The sequence below is a fragment of the Rothia sp. ND6WE1A genome (assembly GCF_001683935.1).
Taxonomy (GTDB): Bacteria; Actinomycetota; Actinomycetes; order Actinomycetales; family Micrococcaceae; genus Rothia; species Rothia amarae.
In genome coordinates, this window is record NZ_LXTU01000060.1 from 23,683 (window position 1) to 39,985 (window position 16,303).

The 16,303-nt window shown below is 53.7% G+C and carries 13 protein-coding genes; 5 read left to right on the forward strand and 8 right to left on the reverse strand.

Going from position 1 to position 16,303, the window contains the following annotated elements:
* Nucleotides 1-32: 32 nt before the first annotated feature.
* Nucleotides 33-1,031, reverse strand: coding sequence for an aldo/keto reductase (locus A7E48_RS07985; RefSeq protein ID WP_068171894.1), 999 nt, complete (start codon nucleotides 1,029-1,031; stop codon nucleotides 33-35).
* A gap of 584 nt (nucleotides 1,032-1,615) precedes the next feature.
* Between A7E48_RS07985 and A7E48_RS11515 the strand changes: the two genes are divergently transcribed.
* Complete coding sequence (locus A7E48_RS11515; protein ID WP_068171899.1) at nucleotides 1,616-2,704, forward strand: trypsin-like serine protease; 1,089 nt, start codon at nucleotides 1,616-1,618, stop codon at nucleotides 2,702-2,704.
* A gap of 121 nt (nucleotides 2,705-2,825) precedes the next feature.
* Here A7E48_RS11515 and A7E48_RS11170 read toward each other — a convergent pair whose 3' ends face one another.
* The 3 genes from A7E48_RS11170 to A7E48_RS08000 form a co-directional block, all read right to left on the reverse strand.
* Complete coding sequence (locus A7E48_RS11170; RefSeq protein WP_158004412.1) at nucleotides 2,826-2,984, reverse strand: hypothetical protein; 159 nt, start codon at nucleotides 2,982-2,984, stop codon at nucleotides 2,826-2,828.
* Nucleotides 2,985-3,017: 33 nt separating this feature from the next.
* Nucleotides 3,018-4,376, reverse strand: a complete 1,359-nt coding sequence (locus tag A7E48_RS07995) for a DHA2 family efflux MFS transporter permease subunit (RefSeq protein WP_083147304.1) — start codon at nucleotides 4,374-4,376, stop codon at nucleotides 3,018-3,020.
* A gap of 202 nt (nucleotides 4,377-4,578) precedes the next feature.
* Complete coding sequence (locus tag A7E48_RS08000; protein ID WP_068171900.1) at nucleotides 4,579-5,517, reverse strand: ChaB family protein; 939 nt, start codon at nucleotides 5,515-5,517, stop codon at nucleotides 4,579-4,581.
* Between the two features lie 276 nt (nucleotides 5,518-5,793).
* On the opposite strand from A7E48_RS08000, the gene A7E48_RS08005 reads away from it, so the two are divergent.
* Both A7E48_RS08005 and A7E48_RS08010 read left to right on the forward strand, forming a co-directional pair.
* Entirely contained in the window at nucleotides 5,794-7,785 is a 1,992-nt protein-coding gene (locus tag A7E48_RS08005) for a M13 family metallopeptidase (RefSeq protein WP_068171903.1), read from the forward strand.
* A 190-nt stretch (nucleotides 7,786-7,975) separates the two neighbouring features.
* Nucleotides 7,976-9,187 (forward strand): zinc-dependent metalloprotease family protein, encoded by a 1,212-nt coding sequence (locus A7E48_RS08010; protein WP_083147305.1) that lies wholly within the window; start codon nucleotides 7,976-7,978, stop codon nucleotides 9,185-9,187.
* A 194-nt stretch (nucleotides 9,188-9,381) separates the two neighbouring features.
* Here A7E48_RS08010 and A7E48_RS08015 read toward each other — a convergent pair whose 3' ends face one another.
* The 4 genes from A7E48_RS08015 to A7E48_RS08030 form a co-directional block, all read right to left on the reverse strand.
* Entirely contained in the window at nucleotides 9,382-10,833 is a 1,452-nt protein-coding gene (locus A7E48_RS08015; protein WP_083147312.1) for an MFS transporter, read from the reverse strand.
* A gap of 244 nt (nucleotides 10,834-11,077) precedes the next feature.
* A complete protein-coding gene (locus A7E48_RS08020; protein WP_068171906.1) occupies nucleotides 11,078-12,538 on the reverse strand; it encodes an amino acid permease in 1,461 nt (486 codons plus the stop codon).
* Nucleotides 12,539-12,644: 106 nt separating this feature from the next.
* The gene (locus tag A7E48_RS08025) at nucleotides 12,645-14,171 is read right to left on the reverse strand and encodes a YdiU family protein (RefSeq protein ID WP_068171910.1); all 1,527 of its coding nucleotides are present in this window, start codon (nucleotides 14,169-14,171) and stop codon (nucleotides 12,645-12,647) included.
* Nucleotides 14,162-14,647, reverse strand: coding sequence for a polyketide cyclase (locus A7E48_RS08030; protein WP_068171915.1), 486 nt, complete (start codon nucleotides 14,645-14,647; stop codon nucleotides 14,162-14,164). The genes A7E48_RS08025 and A7E48_RS08030 overlap by 10 nt, the downstream gene beginning before the upstream one ends.
* Before the next feature lie 92 nt (nucleotides 14,648-14,739).
* Here A7E48_RS08030 and A7E48_RS08035 point away from each other — a divergent pair, with 92 nt between their 5' ends.
* Both A7E48_RS08035 and A7E48_RS08040 read left to right on the forward strand, forming a co-directional pair.
* Complete coding sequence (locus A7E48_RS08035) at nucleotides 14,740-15,060, forward strand: putative quinol monooxygenase (protein ID WP_068171918.1); 321 nt, start codon at nucleotides 14,740-14,742, stop codon at nucleotides 15,058-15,060.
* A gap of 370 nt (nucleotides 15,061-15,430) precedes the next feature.
* Complete coding sequence (locus A7E48_RS08040; protein WP_068171920.1) at nucleotides 15,431-16,276, forward strand: NUDIX domain-containing protein; 846 nt, start codon at nucleotides 15,431-15,433, stop codon at nucleotides 16,274-16,276.
* Nucleotides 16,277-16,303: the final 27 nt, after the last annotated feature.

Below are 16,303 nucleotides of genomic sequence, written 5' to 3' on the forward strand. Positions count from 1 at the left end.
GTCACCTGCTTATACAGCTTCAGTTGAACCTCTTAGAACAGCGCGATCTTCTCGGGGGCGGGGAAGATTTCGTCGAGCCGAGCCATATCAGCTTCGCTCAGTTGCAACGATGCCGCTTGGGCGTTAGCGCGCACCTGTTCAATGGTAGTTGCCCCAGCAATGACCGAAGCTACGGGGTTTTGTTGCGCTAGCCAGCTAAAGGCAACCTGTACTTCGGTGAATCCGCGATCTGCACAGAAGTCTGAAAATTCTTTTAGCTGGGTCCAATTGGTGCTTTCGAGCAATCCCGGTTTGGAATGGGAGAGGCGGGAGCCGGCGGGAGCTTTGCCCTCTGCGTACTTGCCGGTAAGTAGTCCGTTAGCCAGTGGGAAATAGGGAAGGACGCCGAGACCAAATTGGCGGGCGGCAGGCATCACTTCGAGTTCCGCACGTCGATCCAGCAGATTGTAATGGTTTTCTGCCGCGATAAAACGGTGAGTTCCCAGTTCTCGAGCTACGTATTCTGCTTGGGCAATTTGCCAGCCGGCATGGTTGGAGTTACCGATGTAGCGAATTTTTCCCTGCTCTATCAGAGTATTCAACGCAGAGAGAGTCTCTTCAACAGGGGTTTTGTGGTCTGGGGTGTGATAAAAGTACAGGTCAATGTGGTCGGTACCTAGACGTCGCAGTGAGGCTTCCACCGCGCGCATAATGTAGCGGCGGGATCCGCGCGCCCCGTAATCCGCGCCGTTGGCCCCTTGCATGTCCATGCCAAATTTAGACACAATCACCACGTCGTCGCGAGCAGAAGAGCCCAGGGTCTTCAGCGCTTTGCCGAACATGGCTTCAGACAGGCCGGGTTCTTTGCCGTAGATATCGGCGACGTCGAACAGCGTAATTCCTGTGTCAACCGCAGCGGCGACGACGGCGTCGGTGCCCTGTTGCTCTTCGGTGATGGTTCCCGCACGCCCTAGGTTGTTGCAACCCAATCCCACCGTGGAGACGGTCAATCCCGAATTACCTACTTGACGATATTCCATTGATTCACTCATATCTTCAGCCTAGTGGGAACTCAGTCTTGAGGCGAGAGCGGGCTTAAAGGTGGTGAGTGAGGCAGTCCCGCCAGTCCCACTCCCCACAGAATAAAACTCAAGCATCCACAGGCGTCCCCCAACCAGCCGAAAATACATCACATGTGCAAAATTATGTAAGCGCATGTACCCACAAAAAAGTTTTGAGAATCACCCAATTGCGAGAGTAAATTATGGGGAGTCGGTTACCCGTAACTGCTCTTTATCGTTTTTTGAGAACCACTATTGCATTCCCTAGATAACAACAAATCCCTGCGGGAAATATTGTTTCCCTATAGCAATTTCCCATATTCCATATCTGACCTGCTGAAATACTTCTCCCTTTAGAACCCTAGCTAAAGAGAGTTGCAGAAAATTAGCAGTGCATCCTGGCTCCCTCAAAACGATGAAGCGTATTTTCAAATAGCCCAGCTAGATGGAAATTTTACCCAGAGTCCTGACTGCTGGAAAAAGTAAAAGGTAACCGACACCTATCATCGTCAGAGATGATTTATGTATTTTTATTCCTCAGTGCATATTTCACACCCCGAGAATGGACTCACACCATGAAAATCAATAAAGGTTTGGCAAGCACGGTTTCCGCTGTAGCGCTATTGAGCGCAGGTATGGGCGGCGCGAATGCGACCGAGGCTTCCCCCTATATTATTGGCGGCAACGAGGCAACCAGCCCCTGGATTGTTCAGCTCTCCTTCAATTCTTACGATCAGTCAGGTACCTTCGGCTGCACCGGCGAACAGCTCAACGACCAGTGGATTCTAACCGCCCGTCACTGCGTTGATGGTTCCCACAACATGCGCGTATACCAGAGCAATGACCAGGTAAACCCCGGTGAGCCCATCGCAGCAGACCGCCTTTACAGCGCGCCTGAAGGTGACATCGCGCTAGTCCACCTCTCCGAAAAAGCGCCCCTTTCCTCCTACGGCAAGATTGATTTCAACTACGAACCCGCAGTAGGCCAGCAGGGTGATATCTACGGTTACGGCCAGGGTGCAAACAGCTCTTACACTGACACTCTGCGTTCAGCACGCGTATCTGTTATCGGTGATTCCTATGACGCATACAACGGCGCGGCAGTTCACCTGCGCGGCGTAAACGGCGCATCCAACCACGGCGACTCCGGTGGACCCTTCATCCGCAACGGCAAGATTGTAGCTGTTTGCTCAACTGGTGACCGAGCTAACCCCGGTGCAGATATCAACGCTCAGTCCAACTACGCGTTGCTTTCCCAGTCGGCAAGCTGGATTGAGTCCACCACCGGCATCGACTTCGGTTCCTCAGCACCTACCGCTCCCGTTGTAGATACTCCCGAAGAGCCTGAGCCCACTACCCCGGCCAATCCCGCAAAGCCCGTGGCTCCTGTAGCTCCTGTAGCTCCTGTAGCTCCTACAACTCCCGAGCCCACCACCCCTGTAACTCCGGTTATCGATGACTACGTTCCCGGTGATGATTACATCCCCGCAGACGATTACACCCCCGGCGTTGACTCCTACGACCCCTGGTCATGGTCCGACTCCTGGTCTGATTCTTGGTCAACCTCGACCTCATCAACCACCGGTGCTCGCTGGAACATCTCTGCGACTAAGACTGCAGACGGTGGAACTCACTGGGTATCTAACTACCACTGGACTCGCTAAGTTCTAACCTCTTGAGCCCCTTATAACGACGCCGCCCCTCCCGAATGGAGGGGCGGCGTCGTCATATTAAAGAGAAAGCTAGATGCACAGCACGGACTGTACCCGCCACGTGCCTTCAAAACTAATGTTTGGCGGTGGCTCGTCGCGGAATCAGTACAGCAATCACAATCGCGCTGAGAGCAATACACGCTGCCACGGTGAACGCCAGATGTACGCCAGCCGCCTGAGCCTCGACGCCGGAACCACCGTGCGTGGCAATACCGATACCCATCAGGGCCACGAAAATCGCCGTAGCAGCAGCGGCAGAAACCTGCTACACAGTAGTCATGGCTGAAGAGCCGTAGGAGTACAAATGCTTAGGTAAAGAGCCAAGACCCAACCCCATCATGGGCGTATTCATGAACGGGATAACCGCGCTGAGAATCAGATAGACCAGCCCCACGAACAGGGGTGAAGTGTTCTCATCAAAGAGCGTCAACAGCCAAATTGAACCGGCAAAGAGCGTGGCGCCGGGAATCACCAGCACACGGGGTGAGAACTTGTCTGAAAGATTACCCACGATAGGGCTCATGAGTGCCGAAAGAATACCACCGGGCAGAAGCATCAAACCCGTTGCCAGCGAGTCAAGACCGAGCACGTTCACCGTGTACAACGGCAGCAGAACCGAGCTGCCCAGCAGAACACCCATGGCTACCGAGCTCATCAGAACGGTCAGCACGAAGGGAAAAGACTTAAATACACGAAGATCCATAAAGGGACTGCTGGTCTTCTGAAGCTGTAACTGACGCATCACAAAGACCACCAGGATTGCCGCAGAAATAGCAATCAAAATCCAGGGGTTCAAGGAGATACCGCCGCCGCCGTGAGCAGAGGAACCGCCCAAGGAGCTCAGTCCCAGAACCAACCCGCCAAAACCAAGCGTAGAAAGAATCATCGAAAGAACATCAAGGCACTGGTTTTCCCCACCCTCAGGCAGAGTGTTGGGAGCTAGCTTCAAGCCCACAAAGAGCGCAATCAGCCCGATGGGTAGTACTGACAAGAACAGCCAGTGCCAGGTTCCAATCCCCAGAATCAGACCGGACACCGTGGGCCCCAGCGCAGGAGCAGCCGAGATGACCATGCCGATCAGACCCATCGCGCGTCCAATTCGAGACGGCGGAACTAAGCGCATCATGGTAGTCATCAGCAAAGGCATGATGATGCCGGTGCCCATCGCCTGCAAAATACGACCCAGCAACAGGAAACCGAAAGTGGGTGCAAGCCCCGCCGCGAGCGAGCCAATGGAGAATACAGCCATCGCGCCCACGAAGACGTTGCGGATGCTAAAACGGGAGATGATAAAACCCGATGCCGGAGTGACCACGGCCATCGTCAGCATAAAGCCGGTGGAGGACCACTGGGTGGTTGACGCCGCCACATGCAAATCTTCCATGAGCACCGGCAGAGCCACACCCAGCAAGGTCTCGTTCAGAATGAGAATGAAGGCAGCAATGACCATCACCATGAGAAGCAGAAAATCTGCTCGCTCTAACTTATCTGCGCGGGGGGCAGATACAGAGTTTTTAAGATTATTTTCCACCGGACTCACGATAGGAACCGGGGCTGTGACTGCGGGGAGCGGATGCTCAACCTCGGGAAGATTACTTGAAGAAGCTGAATGAGTTTCGTGCACCCCAAAACCCTACCGGCGCACGACCCCGCGGGGCTAGAGTTCTTTGGCTAGGGAATGCTCACATGCGCAGAAGGGTGTTGATGAGATACAGAGAGCCGCTGGCTCACAGAGCAGGTTCTCCCTGCGTCATGCGAGTTCCAGCGGCCCTCAAAGTAATTTTTCGGCGTCTAATTTTTCGGCCTCAGCCAGCATTAGCTGAATTCTAGGCGCGAGCCGCCTTCACCGCGAAAAAGAGTTCCTCTTTATTCATGGTAGATCGGCCAGCGATTCCACGCTCGACTGCCTCAGCGTACAGCTCACGCTTAGTGGTGCTCTCTAGCGTGAACGACGCCGTAGAACCGGGAACTTCAAACGCTTGAGTCTGGGCCTCTTCAAGGTTCTGATGTTCTTCTTGCTCAGAAAGCTCCTCGATAAGTTGCTCCGCTTCTTCACTGAGTTCTTCCTCTGAATACGCAGAATCCTGCAGATCCTCCACCTCACGCAGAGTGTCTAGCGCAGGTTCAGGTTCAGTATCGGCATCTGCCGACGCATAGAGGTTTTCATCGGGAAGGTCCTCTTCGATAAAATCATCGATTTCAGACTTCTTGCTGGAACCACCGTTAAGCTCAGGATCACCCAAGAGGTAATCCTCAACGGGCATCGAAGAATCCTCGTCCTTCACTGTCTGAGGTTTTTCGTTCTTACCCTTTTTAGGAGCCTTAGAGGATTCCTTAGACTTCTTCTTCTTTGAGTCTGCTTTCTTCTCAGACTTCTTAGAATCTGACTTCTTATCTTTTTTCTTGTCGGATTTTTTGGAATCTGACTTCTTATCGGATTTCTTGTCAGCTTTCTTATCCGACTTTTTAGAGTCTGACTTCTTATCGGCCTTTTTATCAGATTTCTTCGAATCCGACTTCTTGCTTTCTTTCGCAGAGGGGGCGTCGTCGTCCTTCTTACGCTTCCACTTGCCGTCCGCCTTTTCATACTTCTTCTCTAGTGAAGCGTAAGCGGTGCGGTAGGCACGCTCTTCGTCGCCGTTGTATTCCTTGATAGCGGCGTCGTAGGTCTTGGCAAAAGTGCGTTGCGCTTTAGCGCTAGAACGCTTGAGGGTCTTGGGAAGTTCAGACTGTTTTGCTTCGCCTGATTTTTTGGTCTTAGCCATAAGTTCAGCTCCTTGAATAGAAGGAAAAATTGCTGTGCCGTACACCACCACTTTAGCGTGTCCACCCCTCGAGTTCTGCCCCGAAGTACCAGTTATATACACCGAGTACTCGTTTGACGCGGTACTTCGTCCACCCATCTGGTATCTCATACGAGCTACTCCTTCAAACGAGTACCTTGCCGCTGTCGGGTTCCACCAGAACTCGGGTTGCACCGCGCAGAGCGAAATCTGGCATTTTAATAGCCCTACAGAAGCACTCCACCTAAACTGGGTGTCATGAGTAACAAGCCTTCTGGAATTAACACTGAATTTATGGATACGTCCGTTGCTCCTGGCGACGACTTCTTCCGCTACAACAACGGCACCTGGCTCGACACCCACGAGATTCCTGCCGATCGCCCTAAAGACGGCGGCATGTATACGTTGCGGGACGAGGCGGAGAAGAACGTCCGTGAGATCATAGAAAAGATTGCCGCTGATGAGCCCGGTAGCCGCATCGGCGCGCTTTTCAACTCCTTCATGGATACCGAAAAGATTAATAAGGACGGCGTAGAGCCCCTCCTTGCTGAGGTTCGCCCCATCATAGAGGCAACCGGCAAGACTGAGCTGCTCGACGTCGTAGCTGAAGCTGACCGTGCGGGTATCGGTTCCCCTTTCGGTTGGTACACCAGCATTGATGCCAAGAATCCCGAAAAGTACGTGGTGTATCTGGCGCAAGCTGGACTGGGACTGCCCGATGAAAGCTACTATCGCGAAGAAAAGTACGCCGAAATCCGAAGCGCCTACGTTGATTTCATTCAGCGCATGTTTGAGCTGACCGGACTGGCTGAGCCCTTCGGAATGACCGCTGAAACCGCCGCTCACACCATCATGAAGTTTGAGACCGATTTAGCACAGCATCACTGGGATAAGGTCACTTTGCGCGATGCCAACAAGCGCTACAATCCCGTTGCCGCCGCTGATCTTAATACCGAGTTCCCCGGCTTTGACTACACTCGCTGGATTGAAGGTCTGGGCTCGTCGGTGCAGAAATTTGGCACCGTCATCGTCGGTCAGCCTTCCTACTTTGAAGCTGTTTCTAAGATTTGGGAGACCGAGCCTATCGAGGCGTGGAAGCTCTACCTGGTCTGGAAAAACATCAGTGCGCGCGCAGCTTACCTCAACGACGAAATCGTGAACGCTAACTTCGATTTCTACGGCAAAACCCTCTCCGGCACCGAAGAGTTGCGGGATCGCTGGAAGCGCGGAGTCGGCGTCATCGAAGGTAACTTGGGCGAAGAACTCGGCAAGGAATACGTAGCAGTTCATTTCCCGCCCGAGCACAAAGCGAAAATGCTGAAGCTAGTAGACAATCTGCTTGAAGCATACCGTCAGTCGATTTCCACTCTCGACTGGATGACCGATGAAACCCGCGAGCGCGCTCTAGAGAAATTAGAGAAGTTCGTGACCAAGATTGGTTACCCCGATGAGTGGCGCGACTACTCGGCTCTGGAGCTAGTGGAGGGGGACTTGCTGGAGAACCTGCGCCGCTCCTCCCTCTTTGAGCACAACTTCCAGCTTGACCGTATTGGTCAGCCGGTAGATAAGCACGAGTGGCTGATGAGTCCGCAGACCGTCAATGCTTACTACATGCCGCCGGCGAATGAGATTGTGTTCCCTGCAGCGATTTTGCAGCCTCCGTACTTTGATCCCGACGCCGACGACGCGACAAATTACGGCGGTATTGGCGCGGTCATTGGTCACGAAATTGGTCACGGTTTTGATGACCAGGGTTCGAAATATGACGGCACAGGCGCGCTCAACAACTGGTGGACTGATAAGGACCGCGAGGAATTTTCCAAGCGAACTTCTGCGCTAGTGGATCAGTACAACCAGTACACCCCTACCGGTCTTGACCCTGAGAATTTCAAGGTGAACGGTGAGCTCACCCTGGGTGAGAATATTGGCGATTTGGGTGGTCTTTCGATTGCCTTGCGTGCGTATGAGATTGCTCTGTCACAGCAGGGGATTGACTCACTGGCAGATGCCCCGGTCGTGGACGGTTTCACCGGCATCCAGCGTCTATTCATTGCCTGGGCCCAGGGGTGGCGCACCAAGTCCCGCCCGCAGAATGCCCAGATGATGCTCTCGGTGGATCCGCACTCCCCCGATGAATTCCGTGTTAATGGGGTAGTACGCAACATTGATGAGTTCTACGATGCATTTGGGGTCACTGAAGACAATCAGCTCTATCTTTCCCCGGAAGAACGGGTAAAAATCTGGCTGTAACACTCAATAACTAAGTGAGTTAGATGGGGGCAGGAGGAAACTCTTGCCCCCATTCCCGTTGGGCAATATCCCCATATCAGAGGGGCGTTTTTGCAACAAAAGAATGATTTTTCTGAGCCTCTAGTGGACTACTCTCAATGAGTCACACGCACTTTTCCTTAGAGGTTTCCCTTCTAAAGAAAGATTACTCATGCAAAAGTTTTCGTTTGGTCAGAAAGTAGCCACCCTCAGCGCTCTCTCCTTAGCAACCATTGCAGGTTTCACTCCTGCCCAGGCGTACCCCGCCAACTGGTGGTCGTACAGCCCGTCGTCGAGCTCGTGGTCCTACCAGCCTGCAGCTTCTAGCTTCACGCCTGCTGCTTCAAATTCCCGTGCAGCAGATCCGTCTTCTTCCACTGCTGATTCTGATGGCGACGGCATTCCCAACAGTTGGGAGACTAACGGCTACGATTACGACGGCGACGGCCAGGTAGATTTGGATTTCCCCGCATGGGGCGCGAATCCCAATAAAAAAGACCTCTTTGTTGAGATGGATTACATGCCTGGTCTGCTCGCTTCTCAGTCGGAACTAGACACCATTGTGCGCACTTTTGCCAACTACCCTGTGAATAACCCTGATGGTAGCCGCGGCATTAACCTTCACCTCGACGCCGGTGATGCTTACGCCAAGTACGACCTCGGCGGCGGCAACGAGATTGATTATCAGGCTCTCCGCAATGAACAGACCGTCGGCCAGCTACGCCAGGAGAATTCTGATCCGGCTCGTAACGGTATTTTCCACTACATGGTGTTTGGTGACTACTACACCGATGCTCCTGGCTCATCGGGCATCGCTCAGATTGATGGCCTCAACTTCGCAGTTACCTTGGGTCCTCAGTACTGGGGTAATAACGTTTCCAGCAATACCTACGTGGGTACCTTCATCCACGAGCTGGGTCACAACCTGGGCTTGTACCACGGTGGCGATGACGACGTGAACTTCAAGCCCAACTACTTCAGCATCATGAACTACCGCTATCAGATTCAGGGCGTTCCCCGCACCGATGGTTCTAAGTACTTCGGTTACTCCACCCAGCAGTACGACACTCTCAATGAGCATGCGATTCATGAGGAGAACGGCTTGGGCGCTAACAGCCACGGCTTCCTCTACGACTATGATTCTCGTGCGGTTGCCGATGCGCCCATCGACTTCAATGACAACGGAACGATTGACAACGGCGCTGTACAAACCGACGTCAACAACGACGGCGAACTTGGCCGTTTGACCGCGCAGAACGACCTGGCAGCGATTCGCTTCCAGGCTCGCGCTCACCAGGGTTACCGCTACTCTGTGGAGCGCCCCGAGGTAACCAAGAACGAGCTCACTGCCGATATGGCTCGTGAGCACGGTTTGCTGGACTAGCACCCGGCGTGGAGGCTTATTCCATGAGGTAAGAGCGAGGTAAGCACAGCATCTATGATTCTCTACCCGGTTCAGGATGGAGCCTCTTACCATCCATAACGGTTACCGCTGTCTGGCAGAAACGGGTATAAGAACCGACTGACCGGTTGAGCTCGTTTTGACCACGTATACCTGGTCAAAACGAGCTACGCCGGTCATTCAGTTTCCGCTTTGCGCACCATGAAGTAGGTCAGCGCGGAGGCAACGGTCATAATCCCCACTGAAATCGCAGCCGTCCACACCACGCCCGCATCAAAAGCGTGCTGGGCAGAGAGCAGGAGCTGGGAACCGACGTCACCGCCGACTTCCTGCGCCGTATGCACCGCGCCGCCCAGCGTTTCGTGGGCGGAGTTCGCCTGTGCTTCAGTGAGCTGGGAGGGAACCTGAACGTTCATACGGTAGACCGCCGTGAGGATACCGCCCAATACGGCGGTGCCCAGGACCGCGCCAACTTCATAGGATGTTTCAGAAATTGCCGATGCCGCCCCCGCCTTCTCCGGGGGAACGGAGGCAAGAATCAAGTCGTTGGAGATGGTCTCTCCCGCGCCCACGCCGATACCAAGCAGAATAAAGGCAATCATCAGCCCAGCGTTCGTCGATGCGTTGTCGGTGAGCGCAACCACCAAATACCCCAGAGCATTGACCAAGAGAGAACCTGCAACAATGACTGCCGGGTGAATACGGGGCACAAAGCGCACTACTCCCAAACCAGCAACGATAGTCAGAAGAAGCCCGGGCAACAGGAAGATTCCGGCGTCCATGGGGCTGAGACCGCTGACCATTTGCAAGTGCTGGGACACGAAAAAGATGAAACCCGTCATCGAAAGAACACTCAGCAGGTTCGCAAGAATCGCGCCGGTAAAGACCTTGTTGGTAAAGAGGCGGACGTCCAGCATGGGAACGGTGCGGCGAATCTGCCGGCGTACAAAGAGCCAGCCGCATACAACGCCGAGAATCAGCATGAGCGGGCCGACGGCGTCCACACCTGCTTCGGCAAAATGTTTAATCGCAAAAACCACGGGAATCATGGCGGCCATGACCAACACGATGGAGATGCCATCTACCGGGCCGGGGTGAGGGTCTTTAGATTCAGGCAGGACCAGGGGTGCGCAAATCAGAAAGGGAATGAGTACGGGGATAGCCATCAAAAAGACCGAGCCCCACTCAAAATGCTCCAGCAGAAACCCGCCGACAATCGGGCCTAACGCAGCTCCCGCTGAGAACATAGATGCCCAGATGGCAATAGCGGTACGGCGCTCATTGGGGTTTTCAAAGATGTTGCGGATGAGCGACAGAGTTGAGGGCATGAGCATCGCCCCAAAGAAACCCAGAGTGGCACGGGCGGCAATCAGCCAGCCAGCCGACGGCGAGAAAGCCGCAAATCCCGAGACGAGCGCGAAACCCGTGCAACCAATAATGAGCAGTTTCTTACGCCCTATTCGATCGCCCATGCTACCCATAGGAACGAGCAAACCTGCCAGCACCAGTGAGTAACTGTCAATAATCCACAGTTGCTGGGTTCCGGTAGGCTCCAGTGCCCGCGCAATCGAGGGGATAGCAAAGGAAAGCACGGTGTTATCTACCGAGACTAAAAGCACCGGAAGCATCAGCACCACCAGCGCAGCCCAGCGCTGGCGTGGTGAGGTCTGAGGCTGGTTTTCTGCCGGGTTAATGATCTGGATAGGAGCTGTTTTCACGGATTATGCTTTGACTTTCATTTTTACAGAGGAATGTCCCGCAAAAGATGAAAGCGGGATGCCATTCCACTGTATCAACGACATCTTTTTCAGCACATCTTGAGATGAGGAATATAATTCATCAAATCTTCCGGTTACTTGGTAAGGTCTGCCCTTATTTGGCGTTGAAGTTTCTCTCGATTTCTTCAGGGGTCTGAATCGGCACCATATCGGTGAGTGGTAGCTGGTTTCGCTGCAACTTCTTTTTAGTGATTTGCCAAAGAACTGCTAGCACTACAAACCAGAGCGGGGTAAGCAGAAGGGCGATTCGGGTGCTTTCTCCTGCGGCGAGGGCGTAGACGATGAAGGCGAAGAATGCCAGCACGATCCACGGCGTCACGCGGGGGAAAGGCAGTTTGAACTGTGAAACTTTATGCTTTTCGGGTGATTTCTTGAAGTAGATGATGTAGCTGACCACGATGCTTCCCCAGGTGAACAAGATACAGGTGGAGCAAATCGAGGAAATCACGGTGAAGGCTGTGAGCAGGGTGTCGCCAGCGAGGAGCAGGGGTATAGAGAGGAACGTAAAGACGGCGGTGAAGAAGACCGCATTACGAGGTACTAGGCGAGGACTTCTATGGGTGAGCCAGCGGGGTGCGTGTCGGTCGAGACCCAGGGAATAGACCATACGGCTCGCTGAATATAGGCCTGAGTTGGCGCTGGATGCAGCGGAGAGGAGCACCACGAGGTTTACGACGAACGCGGCGCCAGTAAACCCTGCCATACCGAACATGGAGGTGAAAGGGCTGGTTTCGGGGTCGATCTCTACCCAGGGGGTCACCATCATGATCACGCTGAGCGCACCCACATAGAAAACCAGGATACGCAGAATAATCGAGTTGATAGCCGAGGGCAGGTTCTTATGGGGGTTCTCGGTTTCAGCGGCGGTGGTACCGACCAATTCGATACCGATGAAGGCAAAAATACCCATCTGGAAGCCCAGGATGAAGCCGCTCAGTCCGGTGGGGAAGAATCCGCCGTAGTTCCAGAGATTGGAGACTTGAGCGTGGTTACCGCTGGGTGACTCATAACCGGTAAAAATCAGAATAAGTCCGACCACAATCAGCGCGAGAATAGCCACGATTTTGATGATTGCAAACCAGAATTCGGTCTCGCCGAAGGCTTTGACGGGCTGCAGGTTCAAAATAAGTAGGGCGAGCGCAGTGATGGCCGAGGGTAGCCAGATGGGGACGTCGGGGTTGAAGTACTGCACGTAAGCGGTGATTGCCACGAGGTCTGCAATACAGGCGATAACCCAGGAGAACCAGTAGTTCCAGGAGACAAAGAAGCCTGCCCAGGGACCGATATTGTCTTTGGCAATATCACCAAAGGTCTTGTAGTTGAGGTTGGAGAGGAGCAGCTCCCCCAGTGCGCGCATGACAAAGAACAGTACGAAGCCGATAATCATGTAGACGAAGATGACGGAGGGGCCCACCAGATTGATGAGTTTTCCCGAGCCGAAAAAGAGCCCGGTTCCGATAGCTCCGCCGATGGCAATCAGCTGAAGATGTCGATTGGACAGACCGCGTTCTAGAGCGGGGCCATCCGGCGTGTGGGATGATTCAGGGGCGTTCACAGAGGTCTCCGGCAATCTTCAAAAATGGATATATATAACTAAGTATAAATAACTATACACATTCCATCAGCCTTCTTCCTATTTCAGCACCCCACCTGGACAGTCCCTAGGTGCCGCAGAAGCTGGTGAAGAATCGTGAATTATCAGGTGCGGTCTCTAAATCCTCTAGTCCATCCCGCCGCGTCATGGGCTGTCGTAGCGCATCTAACAACCTCTTCACGGGCTCGCCATTCCCCTTCTCCACCTCCCGCAGAGCCGCATCAACCCTCATATTCCGCGGAATATAAAGGGGATTAGCACCTTCCATCAGGTTCCGAGAAACTGCCTCAGCAGTACCCGTGACCCCGCGAAATTCCATTAACTCGCTCAGCCAATCCATCAGTTCCTCTGCTGAGTCCGCCCCACCCAACAAGGAAATCTGCTCAGGCGCATGCGTAAGGGTGTAGAAAAATTCAGTGAAATCTAAAGAATGCTTTTCCAGCAGCGTGAGCGTTTGACCGATAAAAGTTTTCAGCTGCTCCCGATGGGCAGTAGAAATATTCTCAACCGAAACACCCAGTTTTGCCGCAAAAATTTGCACCCAACGCTCCTGAAAGCGTTCGTCGAAAGCGGTCAGCACGGCAGTGGCGCCATCGACGGCGTCGTTGGGGTTCTCTGCCATTAAATCGAGAAGACTCTCGGCAAACCGTGCCAGGTTCCACTGTGTAATGCCCGGCTGATTGCCGAACGCGTAGCGGCCCTGCCGGTCAATCGAACTAAAGACGGCGTTCATACGGAATTCGTCGACGAAAGCGCAAGGACCGAAGTCGATGGACTCGCCAGAAACCAAGACGTTATCGGTATTGAGCACACCATGAATGAAACCCAATCCCATCCACTGCGCCACCAAATCTGCCTGCTTTTCAGCGACCGCCTGAAGGAGCTTCAGAGCAGAGGAGCTTTCTTCCAAAGCATGTTCCTGCGTTTTCAGGTGCGGAAAATGACGCTCCAGCGCATAGTCAACCAGCCGTTTGCGCTGGTCAATGGGCATATTCATCTGTGCGTACTGAAAAGTCCCTACCCTAATATGGCTCGATGCCACCCGCACCACAATTGCCGCTGGCTCAGGTAGCGGACTACGCCGGCGGACCGTCTCACCTGTTTCAATGACCGCCAGTGCTCGCGAAGTAGGCACGTTCATTGCGGCAAAAAATTCCCCAATGATAACCTCGCGCCAGACCGCTGACAGCGGTGCTTTACCATCTGAACCGGGGCGGGAGAAAGGAGTTCGTCCGCTTCCCTTCAGGTGCAAATCGACCCGGTGAGAAAGAATATCGGGCGTATGCGCATCCGCCACCGGCAACTCGCCAATCAGGTGGGCGCGCCCGTCGCCCAATACCGGCGAAAGGTGGCCAAACTGGAAACCCGAGTAGGCAAGCGCATAAGAAGAACCAGCATCCTCGCCAGGTTCCGCTTCTTTTTGCCCAGTAAGCCATTTCAGGCCCTCGGCGCTTGCCAGCCATTCGGCGTTAAGTCCGAGGTCTTGAGCCAGTGGTTCGTTCACCCAGCTCACGCGCGATTCTGCAGGAATATCAGGGTGGGCTTGGACGGCGAGGTCGGGAAAGGTTCCGGCGTAGGTCTGTTCTAGTTGCATGCGAAAATACGGTGCAAGTTTGCTAGGGAGAGCGCAATGTTTTTGCGGTTGGCACGGAAGCTACCGAGCAGGTGGTAAATCTTGTACACGGGAATCCCTGCTATCACAGAACCGCGAGCGTCGAAGGTTTCGCGAACGGTTACGGTGCCATCATGGTTATCAGTAATATCCCAAGACCAGGTGTGCTTGCCGGGGTGCACCCAAGTCACACCGGAGTTTTTCTCGGCGCGGGTAACTTTCATGGGCAAGGTGTAGGGGATTCCCAGAACCATGTTTTGGCTGAAGGTATCGCCCTCAGCAAATTCGCCGTCGCTGCCTTTGTTGAGCCCGCGAATGGTAGTGCCACCGTCCAGCTCGGCATGGCGGGCAGGGTTGGCAACGAGCGCGTAAACATCAGAGGCCGAGGCGCGAAGGGTTGTTTCTGCGGCGATGACGTTCGGGTCAAGGTCAATAAATTTGATAAGAGGCTGATTCATATATTCGAGTCTATACGGGTTGTGTTGACCTGCGCTGAGATTCGTGCCCACAATAGAGGAACGATATAAGGTCAAAAGATAAGGATAATCCCGTGATTTTTATTGTTGTTAAATACCAGGTTAAGCCTAGTGAAACCGAGAATTTCTTGGATGCCACGCGGGCGTTCACCGAAGCTACTCGCGCAGAGCCTGGCAATAAGTGGTTTGAATGGTCACGCTCGGTTGAGGACCCCAACGAGTTTGTTTTGGTAGAGGCTTTTGCCGACGACGCTGGTGAGGCGCACGTCAATTCTGAGCACTTCGCCAAGGGTTTGGAGGCGATGCGCCCCTTGCTGGCTGAGACTCCCAAGATTATTTCGCGTCAGATTGATGGCGATGACTGGGATGAGATGGGCGAGTTAAAGATCAATTAAGCGCGGAGCGTCTCAATAATCTTCAACTCGCCCGCAGGGATGAGGGAACAGATTCCGAGCGTGCGAGGAAATAAATCTGTTTCCGAATCGGCGAAGCCGGGGTTAAAGATCAATTAGGCGCAGAGCGCAATCCTTAAAACACAGTCAAAGTGGCGTTCTGGGGTGCATTCTTACACCTCAGAACGCCACTTTGCCTGTGCCTTACCCAGCAGCTCGACGACGCCGTCGGGCATCGCATCAAAAAACTGGCTAGTTTTGCCCCGCATTTACGCCCCGCGCTCCCCCGCATTGCACACACGGTGAAATTCACCTTTATTCATTACAATGGTTCCTGTAATCATCTGTTCGGCTTTATCGGAGAGTAAATTTTATGACTGGTCCAGACAATCTTTCTCAGAGCCCCACGGTTAACCGCGATGAACACGATGATTCTGAGAACGGTTCGGTAACTCTAGCTGTTTCTACTGTAATTTTGGCGCTCCGCAAAAAGGATGGCGAATCACAGAGTTCTTTGTGGTTACCGCTGGTGCGCCGCCTGCGTGAACCCTATAAGGGGCAGTGGGCTCTACCTGGTGGTCCTCTTCCGAGCGATCTTTCGCTGGAGCAGGCTGCAGGTTCTACCCTGAAACGCGCCACCGGTCTGGTTCCCGGATATTTAGAGCAGCTTTATGCGTTTGGTGACGTCCTGCGTACCCCCGACCATCATGTGAAGCGCGACGGCGGTCCACTCACTGTGCCCGCTGCAGATGAGGCTCCTGCGAACCGCACGGTTTCGGTGGTGTATTGGGCATCGATTCCTGCAACCGAAGTAAGCCGTACTCGCGTTCACGAAAATATCCGCTGGTTCCCCCTCGACGAGTTGCCCGTGCTAGCTTTCGACCACAACGAAATCATTGAATACGCTAAATACCGCCTGCAGAACAAGGTGGAGTATTCACGTATCGCCCACTCTTTCTTAGGTGAAGAATTTACGTTGGCGCAATTGCGCGAGGTGTATGAGGCTATCCTTGAACGCCCTCTTGACCCAGCGAATTTCCGCCGCCAAATTGCTGCATCTAAGTCAATTATTGATACGGGTAAGCGTGTTGAAGGCACCCGCCACCGCCCGCCGCGTCTTTACCGCTACAATCATTCTCAAGCGTTCTCTGATCAGGGTCCGCTGGGTATGTATCGGGCAGCTGAACATGCCAAGGCTGAGGGTTCTAAAATCCAATAGTATTTCCCTTTCACTTCCCCCGAAGGA

Bases quoted from the DNA above. Each gene is read 5' to 3' on its own strand.
- A7E48_RS07985 (WP_068171894.1), bottom strand. From the start codon at position 1,031: ATGAGTGAATCAATGGAATATCGTCAAGTAGGTAATTCGGGATTGACC.
- A7E48_RS11515 (WP_068171899.1), top strand. From the start codon at position 1,616: ATGAAAATCAATAAAGGTTTGGCAAGCACGGTTTCCGCTGTAGCGCTA.
- A7E48_RS08000 (WP_068171900.1), bottom strand. From the start codon at position 5,517: ATGGCTAAGACCAAAAAATCAGGCGAAGCAAAACAGTCTGAACTTCCC.
- A7E48_RS08005 (WP_068171903.1), top strand. From the start codon at position 5,794: ATGAGTAACAAGCCTTCTGGAATTAACACTGAATTTATGGATACGTCC.
- A7E48_RS08010 (WP_083147305.1), top strand. From the start codon at position 7,976: ATGCAAAAGTTTTCGTTTGGTCAGAAAGTAGCCACCCTCAGCGCTCTC.
- A7E48_RS08015 (WP_083147312.1), bottom strand. From the start codon at position 10,833: ATGCTTCCGGTGCTTTTAGTCTCGGTAGATAACACCGTGCTTTCCTTT.
- A7E48_RS08025 (WP_068171910.1), bottom strand. From the start codon at position 14,171: ATGCAACTAGAACAGACCTACGCCGGAACCTTTCCCGACCTCGCCGTC.
- A7E48_RS08030 (WP_068171915.1), bottom strand. From the start codon at position 14,647: ATGAATCAGCCTCTTATCAAATTTATTGACCTTGACCCGAACGTCATC.
- A7E48_RS08040 (WP_068171920.1), top strand. From the start codon at position 15,431: ATGACTGGTCCAGACAATCTTTCTCAGAGCCCCACGGTTAACCGCGAT.